The 25,465-nt window shown below is 62.7% G+C and carries 22 protein-coding genes; 12 read left to right on the top strand and 10 right to left on the bottom strand.

All coding sequences use genetic code 11. The features are described 5' to 3' along the window. Positions 1–266: 266 nt before the first annotated feature. From astE to astC, 5 genes are read right to left on the bottom strand one after another with little or no spacing between them, the layout of a single operon-like run. Positions 267–1,232, bottom strand: coding sequence for a succinylglutamate desuccinylase (astE, locus tag SPE70_RS10225; RefSeq protein WP_032735341.1), 966 nt, complete (start codon positions 1,230–1,232; stop codon positions 267–269). Between the two features lie 9 nt (positions 1,233–1,241). Beyond that, the gene (astB, locus tag SPE70_RS10220; protein ID WP_008807742.1) at positions 1,242–2,567 is read right to left on the bottom strand and encodes an N-succinylarginine dihydrolase; all 1,326 of its coding nucleotides are present in this window, start codon (positions 2,565–2,567) and stop codon (positions 1,242–1,244) included. After that, on the bottom strand, positions 2,564–4,042 hold the full coding sequence (astD, locus tag SPE70_RS10215) for a succinylglutamate-semialdehyde dehydrogenase (RefSeq protein WP_008807741.1): 1,479 nt from the start codon (positions 4,040–4,042) through the stop codon (positions 2,564–2,566). Before astD ends, astB begins: the two co-directional genes overlap by 4 nt. Continuing rightward, positions 4,039–5,073, bottom strand: a complete 1,035-nt coding sequence (gene astA, locus SPE70_RS10210) for an arginine N-succinyltransferase (protein ID WP_002901491.1) — start codon at positions 5,071–5,073, stop codon at positions 4,039–4,041. The genes astD and astA overlap by 4 nt, the downstream gene beginning before the upstream one ends. Further along, positions 5,070–6,290, bottom strand: coding sequence for a succinylornithine/acetylornithine transaminase (gene astC, locus SPE70_RS10205; RefSeq protein ID WP_064170177.1), 1,221 nt, complete (start codon positions 6,288–6,290; stop codon positions 5,070–5,072). Before astC ends, astA begins: the two co-directional genes overlap by 4 nt. Before the next feature lie 438 nt (positions 6,291–6,728). Between astC and xthA the strand changes: the two genes are divergently transcribed. The 8 genes from xthA (at position 6,729) to SPE70_RS10165 (ending at position 14,381) form a co-directional block, all read left to right on the top strand. Further along, positions 6,729–7,535: an exodeoxyribonuclease III gene (xthA, locus tag SPE70_RS10200; protein ID WP_064170178.1), complete on the top strand. Its 807-nt coding sequence runs from the start codon at positions 6,729–6,731 to the stop codon at positions 7,533–7,535. Positions 7,536–7,748: 213 nt separating this feature from the next. Then, the gene (locus SPE70_RS10195) at positions 7,749–8,405 is read left to right on the top strand and encodes a TVP38/TMEM64 family protein (protein ID WP_012542082.1); all 657 of its coding nucleotides are present in this window, start codon (positions 7,749–7,751) and stop codon (positions 8,403–8,405) included. Beyond that, a complete protein-coding gene (locus SPE70_RS10190) occupies positions 8,392–9,102 on the top strand; it encodes a TVP38/TMEM64 family protein (protein ID WP_012968466.1) in 711 nt (236 codons plus the stop codon). Before SPE70_RS10195 ends, SPE70_RS10190 begins: the two co-directional genes overlap by 14 nt. Then, entirely contained in the window at positions 9,099–9,659 is a 561-nt protein-coding gene (locus SPE70_RS10185; protein ID WP_008807736.1) for a carboxymuconolactone decarboxylase family protein, read from the top strand. The genes SPE70_RS10190 and SPE70_RS10185 overlap by 4 nt, the downstream gene beginning before the upstream one ends. Positions 9,660–9,661: 2 nt before the next feature. Then, positions 9,662–10,840 carry an ABC transporter substrate-binding protein gene (locus SPE70_RS10180; RefSeq protein ID WP_012542085.1) on the top strand — a complete coding sequence of 393 codons (1,179 nt, stop codon included), beginning with the start codon at positions 9,662–9,664 and terminating at the stop codon, positions 10,838–10,840. Beyond that, positions 10,813–12,348, top strand: a complete 1,536-nt coding sequence (locus SPE70_RS10175; protein WP_064170179.1) for an ABC transporter permease family protein — start codon at positions 10,813–10,815, stop codon at positions 12,346–12,348. Before SPE70_RS10180 ends, SPE70_RS10175 begins: the two co-directional genes overlap by 28 nt. Further along, a complete protein-coding gene (locus SPE70_RS10170) occupies positions 12,348–12,980 on the top strand; it encodes an ATP-binding cassette domain-containing protein (RefSeq protein ID WP_023297432.1) in 633 nt (210 codons plus the stop codon). Before SPE70_RS10175 ends, SPE70_RS10170 begins: the two co-directional genes overlap by 1 nt. 93 nt (positions 12,981–13,073) lie before the next feature. Next, positions 13,074–14,381, top strand: a complete 1,308-nt coding sequence (locus SPE70_RS10165) for a sulfurtransferase (protein WP_023297431.1) — start codon at positions 13,074–13,076, stop codon at positions 14,379–14,381. Between the two features lie 49 nt (positions 14,382–14,430). On the opposite strand, the gene SPE70_RS10160 is transcribed toward SPE70_RS10165, so the two are convergent. Further along, positions 14,431–15,045 carry a CDP-alcohol phosphatidyltransferase family protein gene (locus SPE70_RS10160; protein WP_064170180.1) on the bottom strand — a complete coding sequence of 205 codons (615 nt, stop codon included), beginning with the start codon at positions 15,043–15,045 and terminating at the stop codon, positions 14,431–14,433. A gap of 86 nt (positions 15,046–15,131) precedes the next feature. Between SPE70_RS10160 and SPE70_RS10155 the strand changes: the two genes are divergently transcribed. Beyond that, on the top strand, positions 15,132–15,542 hold the full coding sequence (locus tag SPE70_RS10155) for a pyrimidine (deoxy)nucleoside triphosphate diphosphatase (protein WP_038422809.1): 411 nt from the start codon (positions 15,132–15,134) through the stop codon (positions 15,540–15,542). 182 nt (positions 15,543–15,724) lie between these two features. Then, complete coding sequence (gene gdhA / locus SPE70_RS10150) at positions 15,725–17,068, top strand: NADP-specific glutamate dehydrogenase (protein WP_064170181.1); 1,344 nt, start codon at positions 15,725–15,727, stop codon at positions 17,066–17,068. 43 nt (positions 17,069–17,111) lie between these two features. Here the strand turns inward: gdhA and SPE70_RS10145 are convergent, their stop codons facing one another. From SPE70_RS10145 to selD, 3 genes are all read right to left on the bottom strand, one after another. Next, positions 17,112–18,092, bottom strand: a complete 981-nt coding sequence (locus SPE70_RS10145) for an NAD(P)H-quinone oxidoreductase (protein ID WP_016160746.1) — start codon at positions 18,090–18,092, stop codon at positions 17,112–17,114. 171 nt (positions 18,093–18,263) lie between these two features. Next, a complete protein-coding gene (locus tag SPE70_RS10140; RefSeq protein ID WP_016160745.1) occupies positions 18,264–20,210 on the bottom strand; it encodes a DNA topoisomerase III in 1,947 nt (648 codons plus the stop codon). A gap of 4 nt (positions 20,211–20,214) precedes the next feature. After that, a complete protein-coding gene (gene selD / locus SPE70_RS10135) occupies positions 20,215–21,258 on the bottom strand; it encodes a selenide, water dikinase SelD (protein ID WP_008807620.1) in 1,044 nt (347 codons plus the stop codon). Between the two features lie 225 nt (positions 21,259–21,483). Here selD and phoC point away from each other — a divergent pair, with 225 nt between their 5' ends. Next, on the top strand, positions 21,484–22,230 hold the full coding sequence (gene phoC, locus SPE70_RS10130) for an acid phosphatase PhoC (RefSeq protein WP_008807621.1): 747 nt from the start codon (positions 21,484–21,486) through the stop codon (positions 22,228–22,230). Between the two features lie 623 nt (positions 22,231–22,853). Here the strand turns inward: phoC and SPE70_RS10125 are convergent. After that, entirely contained in the window at positions 22,854–23,405 is a 552-nt protein-coding gene (locus SPE70_RS10125; RefSeq protein ID WP_008807622.1) for an NAD(P)H nitroreductase, read from the bottom strand. 165 nt (positions 23,406–23,570) lie between these two features. On the opposite strand from SPE70_RS10125, the gene sppA reads away from it, so the two are divergent. Beyond that, positions 23,571–25,424, top strand: a complete 1,854-nt coding sequence (gene sppA / locus SPE70_RS10120; RefSeq protein WP_008807623.1) for a signal peptide peptidase SppA — start codon at positions 23,571–23,573, stop codon at positions 25,422–25,424. Positions 25,425–25,465: the final 41 nt, after the last annotated feature.

The following is a 25,465-nucleotide window of genomic DNA, read 5'->3' as shown; positions in this document are numbered from 1 at the left end:
AGTCAGAGCAAGAGTAAAACAATGAAAGTGTAAAAAACAGTTTCTCGCCAATTATGGAGAAAATAAGGAATTTAGCCGAAGAATTGCAATAAAAAATAAATAACTTACTGTTTTTCAGAGAAATTATGGAGAGTATAAAGGAGGGGAGATTAAAAACAAAGCATTTTACCAGGAATAATCTGCAAATTTACACTGGCGCACGAAAAAATAAGATGGCGAAAAAAGACGCGCGAAATAAAGCAGGCCGCCCGGCGGACGGCTTGCCCTCAGGATAATTTCTCCAGCATCAGGCCGGCGCGCAGTCCCTTCGCCACCGTCGGATTGGGAAACAGGACATACTCCGGCTCAGGCCCCACCACATACCGCGTCTCGCCCTCCTCCGCCAGCAGCGTGCCGGGTTCGAAGGGGGTGAAGTTCAGCGTCTGATCCGCCATATGCAAGCGGAAATCATCGCTATGGCGGGTGATCTGCTGTACCACCCGGTAGCGCAGCGGCGCCGGGGCGTCGGCAATGGCCAGATCCCCCACCAGCAGCCGGGAAAGCGCGCCTTCGGCGGCGGCAAACTGCGTCAGATCGTTTTCACCCAACGGCAGCGCTTTGCCCAGCTCAAGGGTGCAGGCCAGCGCCGCGAACCGTTCGCAGCTGAAGTGGGTGAAGGTCCCGCCTGGCTGGCGATGAAACACCAGCGCCTCCAGCCCGGCGCCGCCCAGCCAGTGAAGAAAATCCTCTTCCCACGGCGTATCGCGGGCCGGGAGCACGCCGAAGCGCGGATGTAGCGAGCCGCGGATCGCGGTATGCAGATCGAGGTGCCAGCGCGGACCATCGTGGTCGCGATAGAAGCGGGCCACCGCCTGCTCCAGCCGCTGCGCCCGCTGCGTCTCCTTACTGAGCGGAAACTGCCGCCAGCGCTCACCAAACATCCGGTTCATATCGCTGTGCAGATAGCGCTTATTCGCCCGCAGCGCCGGTGGGTTGCCAACGATCACCAGCAACCGCCAGCGCAGCGGGAGTGCCTCCCGGACCAGTCGCTGCACCAGATGGTCGACTATCTCCACCGGTGCCGTTTCGTTGCCATGAATGGCGCAGGAGAGTACCAGCCCACGCTCGCAGCGCGCATGCGGCGTCAGCTCGAGGATCCCCTCTCCCAACCAGTGCCAGCGAAAGTGCGCTGTCTCGCCGTGAAAATGGTGGGGCAAACGCCCCGCCAGGGTTAATGCCAGAAAATGTTCCACCGCGCCCCCTTATTGCTGAAATGGATAAACCGAACCGAGCTGCAGGATCTGGGTCAACCGATCCAGCGCGTCACGCCCTTCCCGCAGCAGTTGCGGGTCGGCGAGGTCGGCCTGGGTAAGGCGATCGCGATAGTAGCGATCCACCCAGTCATTGAGGGTGGCAAACAGCGTATCGTTCATCAGGACGTGCGGATTGACCGCCTGATACTCCTCGGCCGTCAACACCACCCGCAGGCGCAGGCACGCCGGACCGCCGCCGTTGGCCATACTCTCGCGCAGATCGAACACCTGTAGCGCGGCGATGGGGTTGTCCCCGGCCAGCAGCTCATTGAGGTATTCCCAGACGCCGGCATGCTCCTGCGCTTCGTGGGGTAGGATCAGCGCCATGCTGCCATCCGCCCGGCTCAGCAGCTGGCTGTTGAACAGATAGGTGGCAACCGCCTCTGCCACCGTGACCCGACTGGCGGGGACCACCAGCGGCGTAAAACCCGGCACCCGCTGCGCCAGCTGCTGGAGAAGCGCGGTCTGGTCGGCAAAGGCCTGCTCATGGCAGAACAGGACCTGACGGTTGCTCACCGCGATAACATCGTTATGAAAAACCCCCGTGTCGATCGCCGTCGGATGCTGGCGGGCGAAGATCAGCTGACGGGGATTGACCTGATTGAGGCGCGCTACCGCCTGGCTGGCCTCAAGGGTTTGCCGCGCCGGATAGCGACGCGGGGCCTCCTCGCTCCCCCGGCGGCGGCCATAGACAAAGAGCTGGACGCCGGGGGCGCCATACTCGCCGCCGAGACGGTTATGGTTCGCCGCCCCTTCGTCGCCAAACCAGGCCGAGGCGGGCAGCGCCGGGTGGATGGCAAATCGCGTGCGGTCGGGGAATATCGCCTGCAGCAGCGCCTCTGTGGTCGGTGCTTCGCTGGCGCGGTGGAATTTATCCTGCAGATTCGCCACCGTCAGGTGCACCAGGCCATCCAGCGAATCGGCGGAGGGACAGACCGTCGCCGCGTTCGCCACCCACATTGCCGAGGCCGAACTCACCGCCGACAGCAGATCCGGATCCTGCTGCGCCGCCCGGGCCACCACCTGCTCATCGCTGCCGCTAAAGCCCAGCTGCCTCAGGAGTGGCACATTGGGCCGCTCCTGAGGCGGGATCACTGCCTGCGGGTAGCCGGCGTCGGCGAGGGCTTTCATTTTTTTCAGCCCTTGCTTTGCCGCCAGCTGCGGGTTCGACACCCGGTGGCGGTGCCGGGTGGAAGCCTCGTTGCCAAAGGAGAGCCCGGCGTAGTGATGGGTCAGCCCGGGCAGACCGTCAAAGTTGACTTCGCGGGCGGTCATGACGCCTCCCCGGCCAGAAAGTCGAGCCCCGGGTTCAGGCTGGCGGGCAGCGTCAGGGTCGGCGATTCAAGGCTGGCCATCGGCCAGGCGCAATAATCGGCGGCATACCAGGCCCCCGGACGATGGTTACCGGACGCCCCGGTGCCGCCGAACGGCGCGGTACTCGCCGCCCCGGTCAGCGGTTTGTTCCAGTTGACTATCCCTGCCCGCGCCTCGAGCAGCAGTCGATCAAACTTCTCCCGTTCCGGAGAGATTAACCCACAGGAGAGGCCGAAGCGGGTGGCGTTGGCTAAGGCAATCGCCTCCTCGAACGTGTCGTAGCGCCAGACGCCAAGCAGCGGGCCAAACACCTCTTCATCTTCAACATTGGCCACGTCGCTCATGTCGACAATCCCCGGCGTTAGCAGCGACGTTCCGGCCTGCAATAAACGTGGCTCCAGCAGCGTGACCGCGCCAGCGGCGACCCGCTGCAGCCATGCCTGATGCACTTTCTGCGCGGCCGGTTCAGAGATAAGCCCGCCGAGAAACGGCTGCGGCTCGGCGTCCCACGCCGCCGGGATCAGCCGCTGGCACACCGTCACCAGCCGGGAGAGGAAGGCATCGCCCGCCTCGCCGCGCCGGACCAGCAGACGGCGGGCGCAGGTGCAGCGCTGGCCGGCGGTAATAAAGGCGGACTGGATGGTCAGATGCACCGCGGCATCCACGTCCCGCGGATCGTCGACGATCAGCGGGTTATTGCCGCCCATCTCCAGCGCGAGGATCTTCTGCGGCTGCCCGGCCAGCTGGCGATGCAGATGAAAACCGGTGGTTGAGCTGCCGGTAAACAGCAGCCCGTCGATATCCGCCTGACCGCTGAGCGCCTCGCCGGTTTCCCGACCGCCCTGCACCAGGTTGAGCACCCCGGCGGGCAGGCCGGCCTGCTGCCATAGTTTCACCACCGCTTCGCCGCTGCACGGGGTGAGTTCGCTGGGTTTAAAGACCACAGTATTGCCCGCCAGCAGCGCCGGCACGATGTGCCCGTTCGGCAGATGGCCGGGAAAGTTATAGGGGCCAAACACCGCCAGCACGCCGTGCGGCCGGTGACGCAGCGTGGCGGCACCGTCGGGCAGATCGCTGTGCTGTTCGCCGGTGCGGACGTGGTAGGCCTTCACCGAGATCGCCACCTTGTTGATCATCGCCGTCACTTCCCCGGCCGCCTCCCAGCGCGGCTTTCCGGTCTCGGCGCCGATCATCGCCGTCAGCTCAGCCTTACTGGCCTCCAGCAGGGCGGCAAACTTTTCAACGATCGCCTGACGGGCGGCAAACGGCAGCCGCGCCCAGGCCGGGAACGCCTGGCGGGCAGCCGCCACCGCCTCAGCAACCTGCCCGGCATCCGCCGCTTCGCCCTGCCACACAACCTTCAGGTTAACCGGATCCTGTTTACTGAAACCTGGCCCACGACCGGGCCGCCACTCGCCATTAATCCACAGACTCATGCGGTTTTCTCCTCAGGGATCAGGCGCACCATGCGCACCTGGTCGCCGGCATGACACTTCAGCATATCCAGTTCGCGGGCGCTGAGGGTCAGGGTGTCGCCATCCGGGTCGGCATGCACCAGCAGAGCGCGGAACTGGTGATACTGTTCATTCGCCACCAGGCACAGCGGCCAGTCACCGGGTGGGGTTTCACCGGCCTCGGTGGTCACCAGACGGCTTTTGCGGATCGCCCGCACCCTGTCGATGTCGCACTCCAGAGTCGGGCCGCCGTCGAAAATATCGATGTAGTTCAGGTAGCGGAACCCCTCTTTCTCCAGCACCGTCCGGGCCGGGGCGGTCTGCGGATGAACCTTGCCGATCACCGCCTGCGCCTCAGGGGAAAGGAAATCGATATACAGCGGATGCTTGGGCATCAGGGCTGCAATGAAAGCCTTCTGTCCGGTGCCGCACAGGTAGTCGGCGCGGGAAAACTCCATGGCGAAAAAGCGTTTGCCCAGGCTCTCCCAGAACGGCGAGTAGCCCTGCTCGTCAATCACCCCGCGCATCTCGGCGACCACCTTCTCATTAAAGCGCTCGCGAAAGGCGGCCATAAATAAGAAGCGCGATTTCGACAGCAGATAGCCATTGCCCTCTTTGCGCCACTGCGGGTCGAGGAACAGGGTACACAGCTCACTGCTGCCGGTATGGTCGTTGCTGAGAAACAGCGTCGGCAACGCCTGATAGACGTTGAGCTCCTTCGAGGCATGGACCTGGGTGCCGACCCGGTAGTTATACCAGGGATCGTTGAGCCCCACCGCCACCTCGATCGCGCAGATGCCCACCACCGCGCCGCTTTCGCTCTCCTCCAGCACAAAGACATAGCCCTGCTCGCTTTTCGGTAGCTCGCCGCGCCAGGTCTGCTGCGAGCGGGCGATCCGCGCCGCGAGGGTCGCTTCATCCACCGGCAGCGAGGTCAGCCCGCCGCCGGTCTCCGCTGCCAGCTTCAGCAGCCCGGGCAAATCGCCCGGCTCCACCGGTCGAATAACCATCATGATGAGACTCCTGCCACGAAACGCGCACAGGCCCGCTCGACGCGATCCAGCCCGCTATTCACCTCTTCTTCACTGACGTTCAGCGCCGGCGCAAAACGCACCACATTAGCGCCGGCGATCAGGATCATCACCCCCTCTTCCGCCGCCAGGTTGCTGAGCGTTTTCGCCTTCCCGGCCCAGGCGTCGTTCAGTACGCAGCCGAGCAGCAGTCCCAGGCCGCGGATCTCCTTGAACAGACCATAGCGGGCGTTGATCGCCTGCAGACGCTCGCAAAACCACTGGTGGCGCTGTCTGACGCCGGAGAGGACTTCCGGGGTGTTGACGATCGACAGCAGCTCGCCGGCCACCGCCCCGGCCAGCGGGTTGCCGCCGTAGGTGGTGCCGTGGGTACCGACGGTCATCACGCTGGCGCAGGCCTCTGTCGCCAGCAGCGCGCCGATAGGGAAACCGCCGCCCAGCGCTTTGGCGGTGGTCAGCACATCGGGCGTCACGCCGTAGTGCATATAGGCATACAGCTCGCCGGTGCGCCCGACCCCGGTCTGCACTTCATCGAAAATCAGCAGAGCGTTGTGCTGGTCGCAAAGCTGGCGCAGGCCGCGTAAAAACTCGCCGCTGGCCGGCACCACGCCCCCTTCGCCCTGCACCGGCTCGACGATCACCGCGCAGGTTTGGTCATTGATTAAGGCCTTTGCCGACTCGAGATCGTTAAACACCGCATGCTGGATCTGCGGCGGCAGCGGGGCAAAATCCCGGGAGTAGGCCGGCTGACCGCCCGCCGAGACGGTGAACAGTGTCCGCCCGTGGAAGGCGTTCTGGAAAGCGACGATGCCGCTTTTTTCACTGCCAAAGCGGTCGTGGGCATATTTACGCGCCAGCTTGAGCGCCGCCTCATTGGCCTCAGCGCCGGAGTTACAGAAGAAGACCCGGTCGGCGAAGGTGGCATCGATAAGCATTTTTGCCAGACGCAGGATCGGCTCATTGGTGTAGCCGTTGCCGGTATGCCAGAATTTGCCGGCCTGGTCGGTCAGAGCTTGCACCAGACGCGGATGGGCGTGCCCCAGCGCGTTCACGGCGATGCCGCCGGCAAAATCGATATACTCTTTGCCCTGCTGATCCCACAGCCGCGACCCGGCGCCCCGCACCGGAATAAACGCCGCTGGCGCGTAGACCGGCATCATCCATTCATCAAAGTGGTTACGCGTAATTGACTGAGACATATCGACCTCTTCCGGTAAATTAAAAGTAGCAATAATGTTAATAAATATGAGTTATCACGCTGTAAATGTAGATTGCACGGTTCGTGCCAGCCAGCGATAAAAATGCATAAACCGGTTGAGATAACGCAGAATCAAGGAGTTACAGCCGAACGCTATTCACATAAAATGCATATTTAGTGAATAAGTATCCGATAAAGGGGGATAAACAGTGATTAAAGAAGATAAGTTATGCAACGGTAAGATATAATTCTGTAATTGTGATCCTCTGCGAAATTTATCGTAGATATTTGCCCTTTTTTGGCGCGGCATGCCCGTAAAAGGGGCAACTACGGCACGCTCATGCGCAGCGATTGGCAGAATGACGCATCCGGTGGCAGCCAGCCAGGCGAATTTCTGCTACCATCCCTGCACTATTCACCTTGCACAGTGGCAGCGACTATGAAATTCGTCTCTTTTAATATCAACGGCCTGCGCGCCCGCCCACACCAACTGGCCGCCATCGTCGAAAAACACCAGCCGGACGTGATTGGCCTGCAGGAAACCAAAGTTCACGACGATATGTTCCCTCTCGAAGAGGTCGCCAAACTCGGCTATAACGTCTTTTATCATGGACAAAAAGGCCATTATGGCGTCGCGCTGCTGACCAAAGAGACGCCGATTGCCGTCCGCCGCGGTTTCCCGGACGATGGCGAAGAGGCTCAGCGCCGCATCATCATGGCGGAGATCCCGTCGCCTTTCGGCAACGTCACGGTGATTAACGGTTATTTCCCACAGGGTGAAAGCCGCGATCATGAAACCAAATTCCCGGCCAAAGCGGCGTTCTATCAGAATCTGCAGAACTATCTGGAGACCGAACTCAACAAAGAGAATCCGGTGCTGATCATGGGCGATATGAACATCAGTCCCACCGATCTCGATATCGGTATTGGTGAAGAGAACCGCAAACGCTGGCTGCGTACCGGCAAATGTTCCTTCCTGCCGGAAGAGCGGGAGTGGATGGATCGCCTGCTGGGCTGGGGCCTGGTGGATACCTGGCGTCAGGCTAATCCGGACAATCAGGAGCACTTCTCGTGGTTCGATTACCGCTCCAAAGGCTTCGAAGATAACCGCGGGCTGCGCATCGACCTGCTGCTGGCCAGCCAGCCTCTGGCCCAGCGCTGCGTGGAGACCGGAATCGATTATGAGATCCGCGGAATGGAAAAACCGTCCGACCACGCGCCGGTGTGGGCCACCTTCCGGCCATAATTTACGCCCTTCTCTCGCCTCCCGCTGTGCGGGGGGCAGAATTTCCTGAGCAAAATCAACAAAGCGACGGTAAACCATTGTGACGGTCGTCGGAACAGGATACTGTCGCGCGCACTTTTTGATGTCCACTGCGTCCAGACTGTACAGGAGCACCCCTCATGCAAAAGAAGCCGTCATCCGGCCATTGGTAAAGGGCTGGGACTTCTCGCGCTGGTGGCCACGCTGGCCGTTATCAGCCATCGCGTCGGTCTCCACGATCTGCTGACTCACCTTCATCTGCTTCAGGACACCCTGCGCCATCAGGGCGCCTGGGGATATCTGGTCTATGTCGCGCTGTTTATCATTGCCACCCTGTGTCTGATCCCCGGCAGCCTGCTGGTGATCGCCGGCGGGATGCTCTTCGGCCCGCTGACAGGCTCCCTGCTCTCGTTTGCCGCCGCCACCCTCGCCTCTTCGCTGTCGTTTTTAATCGCCCGCTGGCTTGGGCGCGATCTGCTGCAGCGCTATGTGGGCCATACCGCCGTCTTTCAGGCGATTGAGCGCGGTATCGCCCGCAGCGGCTGCGATTTCCTGATCCTCACCCGCCTGGTGCCGCTCTTTCCCTACAACATTCAGAATTACGCCTACGGCCTGACGGCGATCCCTTTCTGGCCCTTTACCCTGATCTCCGCCGTGACTACCCTGCCGGGCCTGGTCATCTATTCGGTAATGGCCAGCGAGCTGGCCCGCGAGGGCGTAACTCTCGCCTTCGCGCTCAAACTGAGCCTCGCCGGCGGGCTGCTGTTTGCCCTGGTGCAGATGGGCAAACGGTTTGCCCGCGCCCGCCGTATGGCAACGCCCGGCGAGGAGGTGCGCCATGACCCAACCTGATCGCCGTCACCTGCGCCGCGCCCGGCTGGCCCTTGCCGTGGTGGCCGTCGCCGGGCTGGCCGCCTGGTGGTGGTTCCCCGGCGGGCGAACCTTTCTGCAGCAGAGTCTGACGGCGTTAGCCTCCCTGGATCCGCAGCAGGTCAGAGGGTTTATCGCCGCCTGGGGGCCGCAGGCCGCGCTGGTCTCATTTGCGCTGATGATCCTCCAGGCGATCGTCGCTCCGCTGCCGGCTTTCCTGATTACCCTGGCGAACGCCGCCCTGTTCGGCGCCTTCTGGGGCGGTGCGCTGTCATGGTTCAGCGCCATGGTCGGGGCCGGGCTCTGCTTCTGCATCGCCAGAGCGCTGGGGCGCGAAGTGGTGGAAAAACTCACCGGCCGCGCGGTGCTACGCAGCGTCGACGGCTATTTCACTCGCTTTGGCCCGCAGACGATCCTGGTCTGCCGCCTGCTGCCGTTTGTGCCGTTTGACCCGGTCAGCTATGCCGCCGGACTAACCTCGCTGCGCTTCTGGCCCTTTATGCTGGCCACCGGCGTGGGCCAGCTGCCGGCGACTATCGTCTATTCCTGGGCCGGGAGTCTGCTCACCGGGGGCACCTTCTGGCTGGCCACCGGGCTTTCGCTGCTTTTTACCCTGGCGGTGGTCATCTCTATCGCCAAAAATATTTACCGTGAACGTCATAAGAGATCGTCGCCATGAGCTTACCCCCGCTGGATTCTGTCCCCCTGATCCTTCGTCCGCAGGCCTGGCTGCACCGCCGGCATTACGGCCAGGTGCTGAGCCCCATTCGCTGGTGGGGACGGATCCCATGGCTGTTTTACCTGGTTTCGCTGTTCGTGGGCTACATTGAACGCCGCCGCTCGCCGCTGGATCCGGTGCTGCGGTCGCTGGTCAGCGCCCGCATCGCCCAACTGTGCCACTGTGAATTCTGTATCGATATCACCAGCATGACCCTCGCGGCGCGGAGCGGCAGCCAGGACAAGCTGCTGGCGGTCGCCGACTGGCGCAGCAGTACGCTGTTCAGCGAAAAAGAGCGTCTGGCGCTGGCCTATGCCGAAGCCGCCACCCAGACGCCGCCGGAGGTGGATGATGCCCTGCGCAGCGCGATGGCCGCGCATTTTGACGCCAGGGCGCTCACCGAGCTGACCGCCCTGATCGGCCTGCAAAATTTATCAGCGCGGTTCAATGCCGCGATGGCGATCCCGGCCCAGGGGTTGTGTCAGATGCCCACCTCTTCCCCGCAGAATAAGGAGTAACGATGCGCCGTTTGCGTGATTTCAGCCTCTGTCTGTGCCTGCTGCTGCTCTGGCCGCTGGCGGTTAATGCCAACGACAGCTGGCGGCAGATCCAAACGGAAGCCCGCGGGCAGACCGTCTGGTTTAACGCCTGGGGCGGGGACCCGGCCGTCAACCGCTATCTGGCGTGGGTCAGCGAGGAGGTCAAACGCCACTACGCGATCGACCTGCGTATTGTCCCCATCGCCGACGCCGCCGACGCAGTGAAACGCATCCAGAGCGAGGCGCAGGCCGGCCGTCGCCGGGGCGGGTCGGTGGATCTGCTGTGGATCAACGGCGAAAACTTTCGCACGCTTAAGCAGGCCAACCTGCTGCTCACCGGCTGGGCCGAATCGCTGCCCAACTGGCGCTTTGTCGATCTGCAAAAGCCGGTTCGGGAGGACTTTTCTGTCGCCACCGACGGTACGGAGTCGCCGTGGGGCAGCGCCCAGCTGACGTTTATCGCCCGCCGCGGGCAAACGCCGCAGCCGCCCACCAGCCCGCAGGCGCTGCTGGCCTTCGCCAGAGCCCATCCCGGCAGCGTGACCTACCCGCGGCCGCCGGACTTCACCGGCACCGCCCTGCTGGAGCAACTGCTGATCGCCCTCACCGACCAGCCGGCCGCCCTGCGCCAGCCGCCGCAGACGGCGACCTTCGCGGCGGTCACGGCCCCGCTGTGGCGCTATCTCGATGCGCTGCACCCGGCCCTGTGGCGGGCGGGCAAGGATTTCCCGGCGTCGCCGGCACGGATGGATACCATGCTCAACAATGGCACCCTCCGCTTATCACTCACGTTTAACCCGCTGCACGCCCGGCAGAAAGCCGCCAGCGGCGAATTACCGACGGACAGCTACAGCTTCGGCTTCACCGCGGGGACCCTCGGCAACGTCCATTTCGTTACCATCCCGGCTAACGCCCGCGCCGTCGCTGGCGCCAAAGTGGTGGCCAATTTCCTGCTCTCGCCTGAAGCGCAGCTGCGCAAGGCCGATGCCGCCGTCTGGGGCGATCCGAGCGTACTGGACCCGCAGCGTCTGCCTGACGGCCAGCGTCAGGCGCTGGCGGCTACCGTGCCGCAGGATCTACCGCCGGTGCTTGCCGAGCCGCACGCGGCATGGGTTGACGCGCTGGAGCAGGAATGGCTGCGCCGCTACGGTACCCACTGATCCTGCTGGCCTGGGGGACGATGGCGGCGATCTATCTGCCGTTGCTCCCCGCCGCCGGGGAACTGGTGGGCGCTGCGCGCTCCCCGGCCCACTGGCGGGCGCTGTTCGCCGACCCGCAGCTGGGCCAGGCGCTGGCCGCCACGCTCGTCTCGACGCTGCTGTCCGTCGGCGGCGCGCTGCTGATCGCCCTGACCGTCGTCGCTGCCCTCTGGCCCTCGCTCCGCTGGCGGCGACTGGCTTCCCGTCTGCCGCTGCTGCTGGCGGTACCCCATCTTGCCCTGGCGACGGCGGCGCTGCTGCTGTTCGCCGAAGGGGGTTGGATCTGGCAGTGGCTGCCGCTTCTGACGCCGCCGGTCGACCGGTATGGCATCGGGCTTGGCCTGACGATGGCCCTGAAAGAGAGCGCCTTTGTGCTGTGGGTGATCTATGGCCTGCTGGGGGAGAAACGCCTCGCCGACCAGGCGACCGCGCTGAAGAGCCTCGGCTACGGCCGCTGGCAGTGCCTGCGCTGGCTGGTGCTGCCCGCCCTGCTGCCCGCCCTCGGCATGGTGCTGCTGGCCGCCACCGCCTGGAGTCTGTCGGCGGTCGATGTCGCCCTGGTGCTGGGGCCCGGCAATCCGCCCACTCTCGCCGTGCTGGCGTGGCAGTGGTTAAGCCAGGGCGATGACCTGCAGCAGGCCAAAGGGGCGCTGGCCAGCCTGTTACTGATGACGATCCTCGGCGGGCTGGCGCTGGTGGCCTGGGGATGGTGGCGGATACAGCGCCAGTACCAGCCCAATCTGCGCGGTATTCGTCACCCTCATCCTCATGCCCTGCCCGGCCGCCTGCTGGCGGCGCTGCTGCCGCTGAGCGGTCTGCTGGGCGCGCTATTGCTGGCGGGGCTGGCGCGCTCAGCGCCACCGCAGATGGATGCCCTCGGCAACAGCCTTGGCCTGGCGCTGGCGGCCTGCGCCCTCGGCGCGGCTGTCTGCCTGCTGTGGCTGGCCTGCGGCCCGACGCGGGGAGATGGCTGGGTCTGGCTGCCGCTGGTCCTCCCGGCCCTGCCGCTGGCCGCTGGCCAGTACCGGCTGGCGCTGTACGCCTGGCTAGACGGCGAATGGTGGACCGTTCTGTGGGGCCATCTGCTGTGGGTGGTGCCATGGATGCTGTTTATTTTGCGCCCGGCCTGGCGCCAGCGCGACCCGCGGATGGCGATTATCGCCCGCACGCTCGGCTGGGGGCCCACGCGTATTTTCTGGCTGCTGACCCTGCCCTCGCTGACCCGCCCGCTGCTGACCGCGCTGGCGGTGGGCTTTTCCGTGAGCATCGCGCAGTATCTGCCGACGCTATGGCTGGGGGCAGGCCGTATCCCGACGCTCACCAGTCAGGCGGTGGCGCTCAGCAGCGGCGGCGAGGTGCAGACGCTCGCCGCCCAGGCGCTGTGGCAATTACTGCTGCCGGCGGTATGCTTTACCCTGACGGCCCTTCTCGCCTGGCTGGCGGGCCGCTATCGACGAGGACTTCGCTAGTGCTAACCGTAAACCATCTGACCCTGAGCGTGAAACGTCAGCCGCTGCTGCGGGAGGTCGCCTTTTCGGTGGCGCCTGGAGAAGTGCTGACGCTGATGGGCCCCTCCGGTAGCGGAAAATCGACGCTGTTTGCCTGGATGATTGGCGCCCTGGCCGGCGACTTCCGCGCCGAGGGCGAGCTGTGGCTCAATGGACGTCGCTGCGATACGCTGCCGACGGAGCATCGACGCATCGGCATCCTGTTTCAGGACCCGTTACTGTTCGACCATTTCAGCGTCGGGCAAAATTTACAGCTGGCGCTGCCGGAGAGTGTGCGCGGCGAGGCGCGAAAAGCCGCAGTGGAGCAAGCGCTCAGCCGCGCCGGGCTGCATGGCTTCGCCCCACGCGACCCGGCCACGCTCTCCGGCGGGCAGCGGGCGCGGGTGAGCCTGCTGCGCGCCCTGCTGGCGCGCCCCGAGGCGCTGCTGCTCGATGAACCCTTCAGCCGTCTGGATGCCACCCTGCGCGCCGCGTTCCGCCGCTGGGTTTTTGAGGAACTGGCCCGCCAGGCCATTCCGGCGATCCTGGTGACCCACGATCGCGAGGACGGTCCGCCGGCGGGACGCTGCCTGGCGATGGAGACCTGGCAATGAAGAGCAATAGCGTGCAAACCTGCGTTACCGCAAAGAAATCGGCGCCTGGCGAGCGGAGAATACGCCCTCCACTTTTTACCGTCGGGCATTTCGATGAAACGTGTTTCTCAATTGACCGCACTCGCCCTGCTTATGGGGCTTGCTGCTTCCACCACCTGCGCCGCTGAAACCATGCCAGCGCTCACTCTCTCCCACCTGCAACAGCAGCACGGCGTGGCCATTGACACCCGCCTGAGCGCTTATTACAACGGCTGGCCTCAGCGCGCCAACGGCCCCGAAGGTCATGAGCCGCAGGCCCTGAATCTTTCCGCCCGCTGGCTCGGCGCCATGAGCGACGATCAGCTCCGCGCCTGGGCTAAGCAGCACCAGATCCAGCCGGATACCCCCGTCGCGCTGTACGGCAACCCGGAAGATAATGCCAGCGTCGCGGCGCGGCTGAAACAAGCGGGCTTCACCCGGCTCAGCACCCTGAGCGATGCGCTGAGCCAGACCGACCGCCTGCAAAAGCTGCCGCACTTTGAACAGCTGGTCTACCCCCAGTGGCTGCACGACCTGCAGCAGGGAAAACGCGTAGCCGCCGCCCCGACCGGCGACTGGAAAGTGTTCGAAGCCGCCTGGGGAGCGCCGAAACTCTATCTGCTGAGCCATATCCCTGGCGCGGGCTATATCGATACCAATGAGGTGGAAAGCGAACCGCTGTGGAATAAAGTGTCCGACGCACAGCTGAAAGCGATGCTGGCGAAGCACGGCATCCGGCATGACACCACGGTGATCCTCTACGGTCGCGACGTCTACGCCGCAGCGCGGGTGGCGCAGATCATGCTGTACGCCGGGGTCAAAGACGTGCGCCTGCTTGACGGCGGCTGGCAGACCTGGTCCGACGCCGGGCTGCCGGTCGAGCGCGGCATGCCGCCGGCGCAGCAGCCGGCGCAGGACTTCGGCGCGCCGATCCCCGGCCAGCCGCAGCTGATGCTGGATACCGAACAAGCCCGCGGGCTGCTGCATCGTCAGGACGCCTCGCTGGTCAGCGTCCGCTCGTGGCCGGAGTTTATCGGCACCACCAGCGGCTACAGCTATATCAAGCCGAAGGGCGACATCGCCGGCGCCCGCTGGGGCCACGCCGGGAGCGACTCCACGCACATGGAAGACTTCCATAACCCGGACGGCACCATGCGCAGCGCTGACGATATCGCTACCCTGTGGCGCCAGTGGAACATTCTGCCGAGCCAGCAGGTGGCGTTCTATTGCGGGACCGGCTGGCGGGCCTCGGAAACCTTCATGTATGCCCGCGCCATGGGCTGGCCGCACGTCGCGGTGTACGACGGCGGCTGGTACGAATGGAGCAGCAACCCGCACAATCCGGTCGCCCGCGGCGAACGCGGCCCGGAAAGCAGTCAGTAACACGCCCCACCAGCGCGTCGCCCCCAGCCAGCGACGCGCGCTTTCCCGCTCACACCACCCGCTTTAAGGTCTGGTAGCCACTGCAGATGCGCGTCGCCGTCGTCAGCCAGCACAGCGCGCCAAACAGCCACGCCAGCCAGGCGAAATACGCCGGAAACAGGCAGCCGAGGACAAACAACAGGATGGTCTCCGTCCCCTCCGTCAGGCCCCCAAGATAGTACAGCGATTTATGGGCGTAGCCGGGATTGGCGATCTGATGCCTGGCCGCCAGTGCGGCAAAAGCGAGAAAGCTGCTGCCGGTGCCGATAAAGGCAAACAGCAGCCAGGCCCCCGCCAGGGCATTGTTCAGCGGATCCGCCAGAATAAAGCCGAACGGCACCAGGGCGTAGAAGAGAAAATCCAGTGCGATATCGAGAAAGCCCCCCGCGTCCGTGAGCCCGCGCCGCCGCGCCAGAGCGCCGTCCAGACCATCCAGCAGGCGGTTGAAGAGAATAGCGACCAGCGCCGCGCTATACCACCCCAGCGCCAGAAAGGGCAGAGCCAGCACGCCGATGGCAAAACCGAGGAGCGTCAGCCCGTCCGGTGAAATACCCGGGCGGTCAAGCGCGCCGGCGACAGCATTAAGCAGGGGTTTGAGGCGCGGATGCAGGTGGCTATCAAGCACGGAGGTCTCCAGCAGGGTTGGCGGTTGTCAGTCAAGGTCTATGGCGGTGATAATAGGCCAGATTCGTCTTATTCACCTTGATGCTTATGCTAAAAATGATTGATGTTGTCGCAGCCATTATTGAACAGGATGGCAAGATTCTGCTGGCACAGCGTCCGCCCCACGCCGACCAGCCGGGGATGTGGGAGTTCGCTGGCGGCAAAGTGGAGCCTGGTGAAAGCCAGCCGCAGGCGCTGGCCCGCGAGCTACAGGAGGAGATGGGCATCATCGCCCACCCGGCATGCTATATCGCCAGCCATCAGCGGGAAGTCTCCGGCCGCCAGATCCATCTGCACGCCTGGTGGGTGCCGCACTTTCAGGGCATACCGCTGGCCCACTATCACACTCAGCTGCGCTGGTGCCTGCCCGCTGACGCCTTAACCCTCGATCTCGCCCCGGCCGATATTCCTCTGCTGCATGCCTTTATCGCCCAGCGCCCGACCCTTTCCGGCCGCTGATCCGCCCGCCGCCTCGTCATCGTTTTTAGTTATGACGGGCGGACAATTATAAATTTTGTTGTCGGCTTAATTTTTCCTTGCTTGCCTAAGGATTAGCGGTGTTATAGTCGGAAAATCGGTTTTTTCAAGGACCGAATCATAATAAATACATGCAACCACAACCATAAGGGGAACTTATATCTATGGATCAGACGTGCACTCTGGAAGGCTTTCTCACCCGCGTTCAACAGCGCGATCCTCATCAAACCGAATTTGCTCAAGCCGTCCGGGAGGTGATGACCACCCTGTGGCCTTTCCTTGAGGAAAATCCGCGCTATCGTCAGCTTGCTTTGCTGGAACGTCTGGTGGAACCGGAGCGCGTGATCCAGTTCCGCGTGGTGTGGGTGGATGACCGCAATCAGGTCCAGGTCAACCGCGCGTGGCGCGTGCAGTTCAACTCGGCCATCGGCCCGTATAAAGGCGGGATGCGTTTCCACCCGTCGGTTAACCTGTCGATTCTCAAATTCCTTGGCTTCGAGCAGACCTTCAAAAACGCCCTGACCACCCTGCCGATGGGCGGCGGGAAAGGCGGCAGCGATTTCGATCCTAAAGGCAAGAGCGATGGCGAAGTGATGCGCTTCTGCCAGGCGCTGATGACCGAGCTCTATCGCCACCTTGGCCCGGATACCGACGTACCGGCGGGCGATATCGGCGTCGGCGGCCGCGAAGTCGGCTTTATGGCCGGGATGATGCGCAAGCTCTCCAACAACAGCGCCTGCGTCTTTACTGGTAAAGGCCTCTCCTTTGGCGGCAGCCTGATCCGTCCGGAAGCCACCGGTTACGGTCTGATCTACTTCACCGAAGCGATGCTCAAACGTCACGGTCTCGGCTTCGAAGGCGCTCGCGTGGCGGTTTCCGGCTCCGGCAACGTCGCGCAATACGCCATTGAGAAAGCGATGGAGCTTGGCGCGCGGGTGGTCACCGCCTCCGACTCCAACGGCACCGTCGTTGACGAAGCGGGCTTCACCAAAGTAAAACTGGCCCGCCTGATCGACATTAAAGAGCGTGCCCATGGCCGCGTGGCCGACTACGCCCGCGAATTTGGCCTCACCTATCTTGAAGGCCAGCAGCCGTGGTCAGTGCCGGTGGATATCGCCCTGCCTTGCGCGACCCAGAACGAACTGGACGTCGATGCCGCCCGCCAGCTGATTGCCAATGGCGTGAAGGCCGTGGCGGAAGGCGCCAACATGCCGACCACCATCGCCGCAACCGACCTGTTCCTGGAAGCTGGCGTGCTGTTTGCCCCGGGCAAAGCGGCCAACGCCGGCGGCGTGGCGACTTCCGGTCTGGAGATGGCGCAGAACGCCGCGCGCATGGGCTGGAAAGCGGAAAAAGTGGATGCCCGTCTGCATCACATCATGCTGGATATCCACCACGCTTGCGTGCAGTACGGCGGCGAAGCGAAGCAGACCAACTACGTGCGCGGTGCGAATATCGCCGGTTTCGTGAAAGTCGCGGATGCCATGCTGGCCCAGGGCGTGATTTAACTTCCCCTGACGCCATCCCGGCGGCTGCCCGCCGGGATGCGTCTCACGACGTCATCGTGATCACCACTTTCCCCAGATGCTGACCACTGTCCAGACAAGCATGGGCCTCGGCAACCTCCGCCATCGGGTAGCTGGCGTAGATCATCGGCTTGCATTTCCCTGCCTCAAGCAGCGGCCAGACGTGGCGCCGCAGCGCCTCGGCAATCTCCTGTTTCTCCGCCGCCGTCCGGCCGCGCATGGTTGAGCCGGTGACGGTGGCTCGTTTGAGCATCAGGGTCTGAATATCAACCTCATGAGCGATTCGTCCGCCCATAAAGCCGATGATCACCAGCCGTCCATCCTTTTTCAGTAGTCCAAGGTTGCGGTTAAAGTAAGGGCCGCCAACGATATCCAGAACGACATCCACGCCTTCATCGTGGGTCAGCTGGCCGATTTTTTCCGCAAAATCATCGGTTTTGTAGTTAATCGCCGTAGCATAGGGACGTAGGGCAGCGATTTTTTCGTCCTGGCCAACGGTGGCATAGACGGTCATCCCCAGCGCGTGGCACAGCAGGACCGCGGTGGTGCCAATCCCGCTGGCGCCGCCGTGGATCAGGATGCTTTCGCCAGGCTGCAGCTTACCCAGCTGGAAGACATTCGCCCAGACGGTGAAGAACGTTTCCGGAATGGCGGCCGCTTCGCTAAAGCTGAGGCCCGCCGGGATCGGCAGCGTCTGGCCTGCCGGCACGGCGCAGTATTCGGCATAGCCGCCGCCGTTGGTGAGCGCACAAACGCGATCGCCGGGCGCAAACGCTGTGACCTGCGCGCCGACCTCAACCACAACGCCCGCCACCTCCAGGCCAGGTACGGGGGTGACGCCCTTGGGCATAGGGTACAGCCCCTGGCGCTGCAGGATATCCGGCCGGTTGACGCCGGCGGCCTTCACCTCAATGAGCACCTCATTCTCCCCAATAGCAGGGATTTCTCCTTCGCGGATCTGCAATACCTCCGGGCCGCCCGGTTGGCTAATAGCGATATATTTCACGGGTCCTCCTTATCGCCGGTGAGAGAAATGAGCAACATTATCGGCAAGCGCGAAGACGCATTCAGGGGGGAAAGTCGTCAAGCCCTGCCCGGCTGTTTAGTGTAGACCATTGACCTGGCTGGCGGAGAAGCGGTGGCCGCGGGGATTCGCATCCTCGCGACCACCGGCGGGTTACTGCGGCGGCGGCGCAGCATCGTCTGCCGCTTTTTTCCCTTTCGGCTTGCCTTTACCTTTAGTGAACGGTTTTTTCGCCCCGGCTGGCGCGGCCAGGCCGCGGAACTGACGCACCGGCGTGCTCCGCGCCTGATCGATCAGCTGGAACAGCGTCCCCACCAGCGGCTGCATAAAGTCCTGATAGCGGCACTGCTTTTCGCTGATCTGCGTCAGGACCGATTCCCAGTGGGCGGTCATATCCGGACGCGCGGCCATCTCCGGCAGGGAGTGAATCAGCGCCCGGCCAGCGTCCGAGGAGTGGATATAACGCCCCTTTTTGGTCAGGAAACCGCGCTTGAACAGCAGCTCGATAATCCCGGCGCGGGTCGCTTCTGTGCCGAGACCGTCGGTGGCGCGTAGGATCTTCTTCAGATCTTTATCCTGCACGAAACGGGCAATCCCGGTCATCGCCGACAGCAGCGTGGCGTCGGTAAAGTGGCGCGGCGGCTGCGTCTGACGCTCCACCACTTCGCCCTTCTCGCACAGCAGTTCATCGTCTTTGGCCACCACCGGCAGCGGCGTGCCGTCGTTCTCTTCATCGCGCTCTTTGCTGCCCAGCAGCGTCCGCCAGCCAGCCTCTGCCAGAAAACGCGCCTTGGCGACAAACTTGCCGTTGGCGATCTCGAGGTCAATCTGGCATTTGCGGAACACCGCGTCCGGGCAGAACTGCATCAGATACTGCCGGGCGATCAGGTGGTAGACCTTCGCTTCGTTATCGGTGAGCTTGACCTGGCTGCTGCGGGCGGTCGGGATAATCGCATGGTGCGCATCGACCTTTTTATCATCCCAGCAGCGGTTGCGGATCTCCGGATCCATCACCGGCTGCGGCAGCAGGTCCGCCGCATGGACGGCAATCGCATTCAGCACCGCATGACGGCCGGCGAAGTGCTCTTCCGGCAGGTAGCGGCTATCCGAACGCGGGTAGGTAATGAGCTTGTGGGTTTCGTACAGCTTCTGGCAGATATCCAGCACGTTTTGCGCGCTGAAGCCGAAACGTTTGGCCGCCTCAATCTGTAGCGCCGACAGCGAGAATGGCAGCGGCGCGGGTTCGGAATCGCGCTTATCGTTATAGCCGGTCACCAGCGCCGGCTGGCCTTCGATGCGCTTAACCACGTGCTCAGCCAGTGGACGATGCAGCAGACGCCCTTCTTCATCCTGATAAGGTTCGCAGGCTTCGCTTGGCACCCAGGTGGCGACAAAACGTTCCTCCTGCGGCGTGACGATATGCGCCTTCACGTCGAAGAAGTCTTTGGCGACGAAGTTTTCAATCTCTTCATCACGGCGAACCACCAGGCCAAGTACCGGGGTCTGCACCCGCCCCACGGACAGTACCCCCTGATAGCCGGCGTTGCGCCCCAGCAGAGTATAGGCGCGGGTCATATTGATGCCGTACAGCCAGTCGGCACGCGCCCGCGCCAGCGCCGACACGCAGAGCGGCACGAACTCGCTGTTGGCGCGCAGGCGATTGATCGCCCGCTCCACCGCCTGCGGGTTGAGATCGTTAATCAGACAGCGCTGCACCTGCTGACGCTTCTCCGGCGCCAGCTGCAGGTAATCGAGTACTTCGTCCACCAGCAGCTGCCCCTCACGGTCGGGGTCGCCGGCATGGATCACTTCCTGCGCCTCGCCAAGCAGACGCTTGATCACATTGAGCTGTTTGGTGACCGAGGGTTTGGGTTGTAGCTGCCATTTCTCCGGCACAATCGGCAGGTCGGTGAGATTCCAGCGGGCATAGCGGCTGTCATAGACGTCCGGCTGCGCCTGCTCCAGCAGATGGCCGATACACCAGGTGACCACCTGCCCGTTGCCGCACTCAATATAGCCATCGCCTTTGCGGTGCGGTTTAGGCAACACATCGGCGATAGCCCGACCGAGACTCGGTTTTTCCGCAATAAACAACCGCATCGAATCAACGGATCTCGATCATGGGTCGTCCGCCGCGGGCGGTGACCAGCTCGCCAATGGCGGCCAGCTTAATGCCGAACTCCGCCGCAGCGGCCTGGACTTCGGCTTCCGCTTCCGGAGTCACCGCCAGCAACAGGCCGCCGGAGGTCTGCGGATCGCACAGCAGGTCCCGCCACTCCGCCGGCATCTCGCCCATCAGATGGCCGTAGCTGGCAAAGTTGCGCCCGGTGCCGCCCGGCACCGCGCCGGCGGCAATATAGCCTTCCACCCCCGGCAGTTTTGGGATATCGGCATAGCGCAGCTGCGCCTGCACGCCGGCCCCGCGGCACACCTCGCTGAGATGGCCGAGCAGGCCAAAGCCGGTGACGTCGGTCATCGCCTTCACTCCGTCGATGGCGGCAAACGCGGCGCCGGCGAGGTTCATCTGGCACATGGTCTCCGTCGCCAGTCCATGATGCTCTGGCTTGAGCAGCGATTTTTTCTCCGCGGTGGTCAGCACACCGATCCCCAGCGGTTTGGTGAGATACAGTTTGCAGCCCGCCTGCGCAGTGCTGTTTTTCTTGATGCGCTCGGTGGGCACCACGCCGGTGACCGCCAGACCGAAGATCGGCTCCGGAGCGTCAATGGAATGGCCGCCTGCCAGCGCGATCCCGGCCTGCTGGCAGGCAAAGCGCCCGCCCTCGACCACTTCACGGGCAATTTCCGGCGCCAGGGTGTTGATCGGCCAGCCAAGGATGGCAATCGCCATAATCGGTTTCCCGCCCATGGCGAAAATATCGCTGATGGCGTTGGTGGCGGCGATGCGGCCAAAGTCGAACGGATTATCGACGATCGGCATAAAGAAATCGGTGGTGCTAACGATTGACGTGCCGTTACCAAGATCGTAGACGGCGGCATCGTCGCTGGTTTCGTTGCCGACAAGCAGGTTCGGATCGACAAACTTCGCCTGCTCGCTATGCAGGATGGTTTCCAGCACCTTCGGGGAAATTTTACAACCACAACCGGCTCCGTGGCTGTATTGCGTTAAACGAATGGCTTGCTCGCTCATGGACATCTCCTGTCATTGCAATCCCGCTATGTTAGCGCCCAAACGCCAGGGTGGTAAGTACGACAGTCTGAAATCGCGTATGGTTGCTCATTAAGCAGACAAAAAGCCGTTTTTGCGAGACACGGCAATTTTTTCCCGACCATTTTCACTTTTACTTAAAGATGACAGAAATGTGACAACACAGAACTGTCTTCTCTGGAATGATTATGACGTAAGGAAATTCTAATGAAAAAGCGTGTTCTTGCTCTTTGCCTGGCCAGTTTCTTCTCCGTTAACGCCTTTGCTCTGGTTCCCCCCGGGAACGATGTCACCACCAAGCCCGATCTCTACTATCTGACCAATGCCCAGGCCATCGACAGCCTGGCGCTGTTGCCACCGCCGCCGGCGGTGGGCAGTATCGCGTTCTTAAACGATCAGGCGATGTATGAGCAGGGGCGTCTGCTGCGCAATACCGAGCGCGGGAAGCTGGCGGCAGAGGATGCCAACCTCAGCGCGGGCGGCGTGGCCAATGCCTTCTCCAGCGCCTTTGGTTCCCCAATCACCGAGAAAGACGCGCCTCAGCTCCACAAACTGCTGACCAATATGATTGAAGACGCCGGCGATCTGGCGACCCGCGGCGCGAAAGAGAAATACATGCGCATTCGCCCGTTTGCGTTCTATGGCGTCTCCACCTGCAACACCACCGAGCAGGACAAGCTGTCGAAAAACGGCTCTTACCCGTCCGGGCATACCTCTATCGGCTGGGCCACCGCCCTGGTGCTGGCGGAGATCAACCCGCAGCGGCAAAATGAAATTTTGAAGCGCGGCTATGAGCTCGGCGAGAGCCGGGTGATCTGCGGCTATCACTGGCAGAGCGATGTCGATGCGGCGCGCATCGTCGGCTCCGCGGTGGTCGCTACGCTGCACACCAACCCGGCCTTCCAGCAGCAGTTGCAGAAAGCCAAAGACGAATTCGCCAAAACGCAGAAGTAACGTCATCGCCGTTGAACTCCCGGATGCGGCGCCTGGCGCGCCTTGTCCGGGCTACAAAAACCGCGATTGATTCGAATGGTAGGGGTTGTAGGCCGGGTCAGGCGCGAGCTGCCACCCGGCATAGATGCGGCTCCGAGCCTGCTGCCATCGCCCGGCGGCGCTGCGCTTGCGCGGCCAGCCGGACGGTTCCCTCTCCCTCCGGGAGAGGGCCAGGGTGAGGGGAAGCACTGCAGTGTGGTTGTTTATGTTATCTGTGGCTTCAGCGTAGTTTGCGCTCCCGGTTAATCGTCTGCGTTATGTCACTCATGGCGCCGGGAGCGCACAGGGGGCGGCCAGTCGCCGCCGCCCCCTGTACCCCCGGGCTCCGGCCAGCAAAATCGCCGCTGCGCGGTCCCTTCGACTTATCCCTGCAGGCTTCGGGTCGGGCCGAGGCAGCGTCCCTGCAAAACACGGCCCTCAGCCCGCATCCATGCGGGCTGCCCCGGCCTGCCGGGAACGTCTCAGCGATTTTGAGGCCGTCAGCACCGGCAGTTTCAGCAAGAAAAGTGAATAAATTAACGACAGGTCGTACGAACGTAGGCCGGGTCAGGCGCGAGCCGCCACCCGGCATCACAAGCACCGACTCAGAAGCGCGTCACAAACGGCGCGGTATCCGGCAGGGCAATGGTGGTTGAGGCTTTTAGCTGCGGCGTCCCCAGATAGAGGAAGCCGACAATTTTATCCTGCTCGCGGCACGCGAAGCCGGCCCGCACCACCGGGCTCTCGGTCAATGCTCCGCTGCGCCAGATGCCATTGAATCCCTGGGCCAGGGCCGCCATCTGCATCGCCATCACCGCACAGCCAGCGGACATCTCCTGCTCCCAGCGCGGCACCTTCGGGTGGTCTTCACAGCGCGCGACTACGGTAATGATCAGCGGCGCGCGGAACGGCGCATTGCGGGCTTTCTCTATTCCCTTCTCATCCTGGCCGGCCTCTGTGGCCCCTTTTTCCAGCAGCTGGCTGAAGCGCTCGCGGCCGTCATCGGCGATAATAAAAAAGCGCCACGGCTGCAGGGTGCCATGATCCGGGGCGCGCAGCCCGGCGCGCAGAATGTTTTCCAGCTGTTCGCCAGCCGGGGCAGGTTCCGCCAGGCGAGAAGCGCTCCGGCGATTAAGCAGTAGATCGAGAGCATCCATCTGTATAACTCCTGTGATGTCATTTTTCATAAAATTAACATGCACAAGGATTTTGTTACAGCGTGGTCGGTGATTCCTGCTGACAACCGACGGCTCACTCTTTAGGATAGCCAGACGCGGCGGCCCCTGCGGCCAGCCCTTTTTAGATAACGTTAGGGAGAAGACATGCGAACCCTTTGGCGACTGATTGCCAGCTTTTTTAAATGGACGTGGCGGATACTCAACTTTATTCGCAAACTGGCTCTGAATGCGATCTTCCTGGTGCTGGTGCTGGTGTGTATCGGTATCTGGAGCCAGTTCAGCACCACTACCAGCGAACATGCCGCGCGCGGCGCGCTGTTGCTGGATATTACCGGCGTGGTGGTGGATAAACCTTCCGCCAGCAGCAAGCTCGGCGTAATTGGCCGCCAGCTGTTTGGCGCCAGCTCGGACCGTCTGCAGGAGAACTCTCTGTTCGATATCGTGCAGACCATTCGCCAGGCGAAAGATGACCGCAATATCACCGGTATTGTGCTGGATCTGAAAAACTTCGTTGGCGGCGATCAGCCGTCCATGCAGTACATAGGTAAAGCGCTGCGTGAGTTCCGCGACAGCGGCAAACCGGTCTATGCCGTCGGCAGCAGCTACAGCCAGGGCCAGTACTACCTGGCGAGCTTTGCCAACAAAATCTGGCTCTCACCACAGGGCGAGGTTGACCTGCACGGCTTCGCCACCAATGGGCTGTACTACAAATCACTGCTGGATAAGCTGAAGGTCTCCACCCATGTCTTCCGCGTCGGCACCTATAAATCCGCCGTCGAGCCTTTCATTCGCGATGATATGTCCCCTGCCGCCCGCGAGGCGGACAGCCGCTGGATTGGCGAACTGTGGCAGAACTACCTCAACACCATTGCCGCCAACCGCCAGATCACCGCCCAGCAGCTATTCCCGGGCGCCCAGGGCATTATCGATGGCCTGCGTAAAGTGGGCGGCGATACGGCAAAATATGCGCTGGACAATAAGCTGGTGGATGAGCTGGCGACCTCCACGGAAGTGGAAAAGGCGCTGACCAAACAGTTTGGCTGGAGCAAAACGGATAACAATTACCGGGCGATCAGCTATTACGACTACAACGTGAAGACACCGTCTGACGAAGGTTCCGCCATTGCGGTGATCTTTGCCAACGGCGCCATCATGGATGGCGAGGAGACCCCGGGCAACGTTGGTGGCGATACCACGGCGGCGCAAATTCGCGATGCGCGCCTCGACCCGAAAATTAAGGCCATCGTTCTGCGCGTTAACAGCCCGGGCGGTAGCGTGACCGCCTCAGAAATTATCCGTGAAGAGCTGGCTGCAGCCAAAGCCGCCGGTAAACCGGTAGTGGTCTCGATGGGCGGCATGGCTGCATCTGGCGGCTACTGGATCTCCACCCCAGCGGATTACATCGTCGCGAACCCGAGCACCCTCACCGGCTCCATCGGCATCTTTGGCGTAATCAACACCGTGGAAAATACCCTCGGGTCGATTGGCGTCCATACCGACGGCGTCGCCACGTCGCCGCTGGCGGATGTCTCCAGCACCAAAGCGCTGCCGCCGGAAGTGCAGCAGCTGATGCAGTTGAGCATTGAGAATGGCTATCAGCGCTTTATCACCCTGGTGGCTAACGCCCGTAAGAGCACGCCGGAGAAAATCGACCAGATTGCCCAGGGACACGTCTGGACCGGGGAAGATGCCAAAGCCAACGGCCTGGTCGACAGCCTCGGCGACTTCGACGATGCGGTGGCTAAAGCCGCCGAGCTGGCGAAGCTGAAAACCTGGCACCTCAACTACTATCAGGAAGAGCCGACCTTCTTCTCGATGGTGCTGGATAGCCTGACCGGCTCGGTACGCGCCTCGCTGCCGGCGGCCATTCAGGCCTGGCTGCCTGCACCAGTCGCCGCGGCGGCCGAGACGGTGAAAGCGGAGAGCGACAAGCTGGCGGCGTTTAACGACCCGCAGAACCGCTATGCCTTTTGCCTGACCTGCGCCAACATCCGTTAGTACGCAGCGGCTGCCCCGTCTCCCGGGGCAGCCTTTTTCCC

It is taken from the genome of Klebsiella sp. ZJOU C1, assembly GCF_035620215.1.
Lineage (GTDB): Bacteria > Pseudomonadota > Gammaproteobacteria > Enterobacterales > Enterobacteriaceae > Klebsiella > Klebsiella variicola.
The sequence above is the reverse complement of the archived record's forward strand: the minus strand, read 5'-3'. Positions and strand labels throughout refer to the sequence as shown.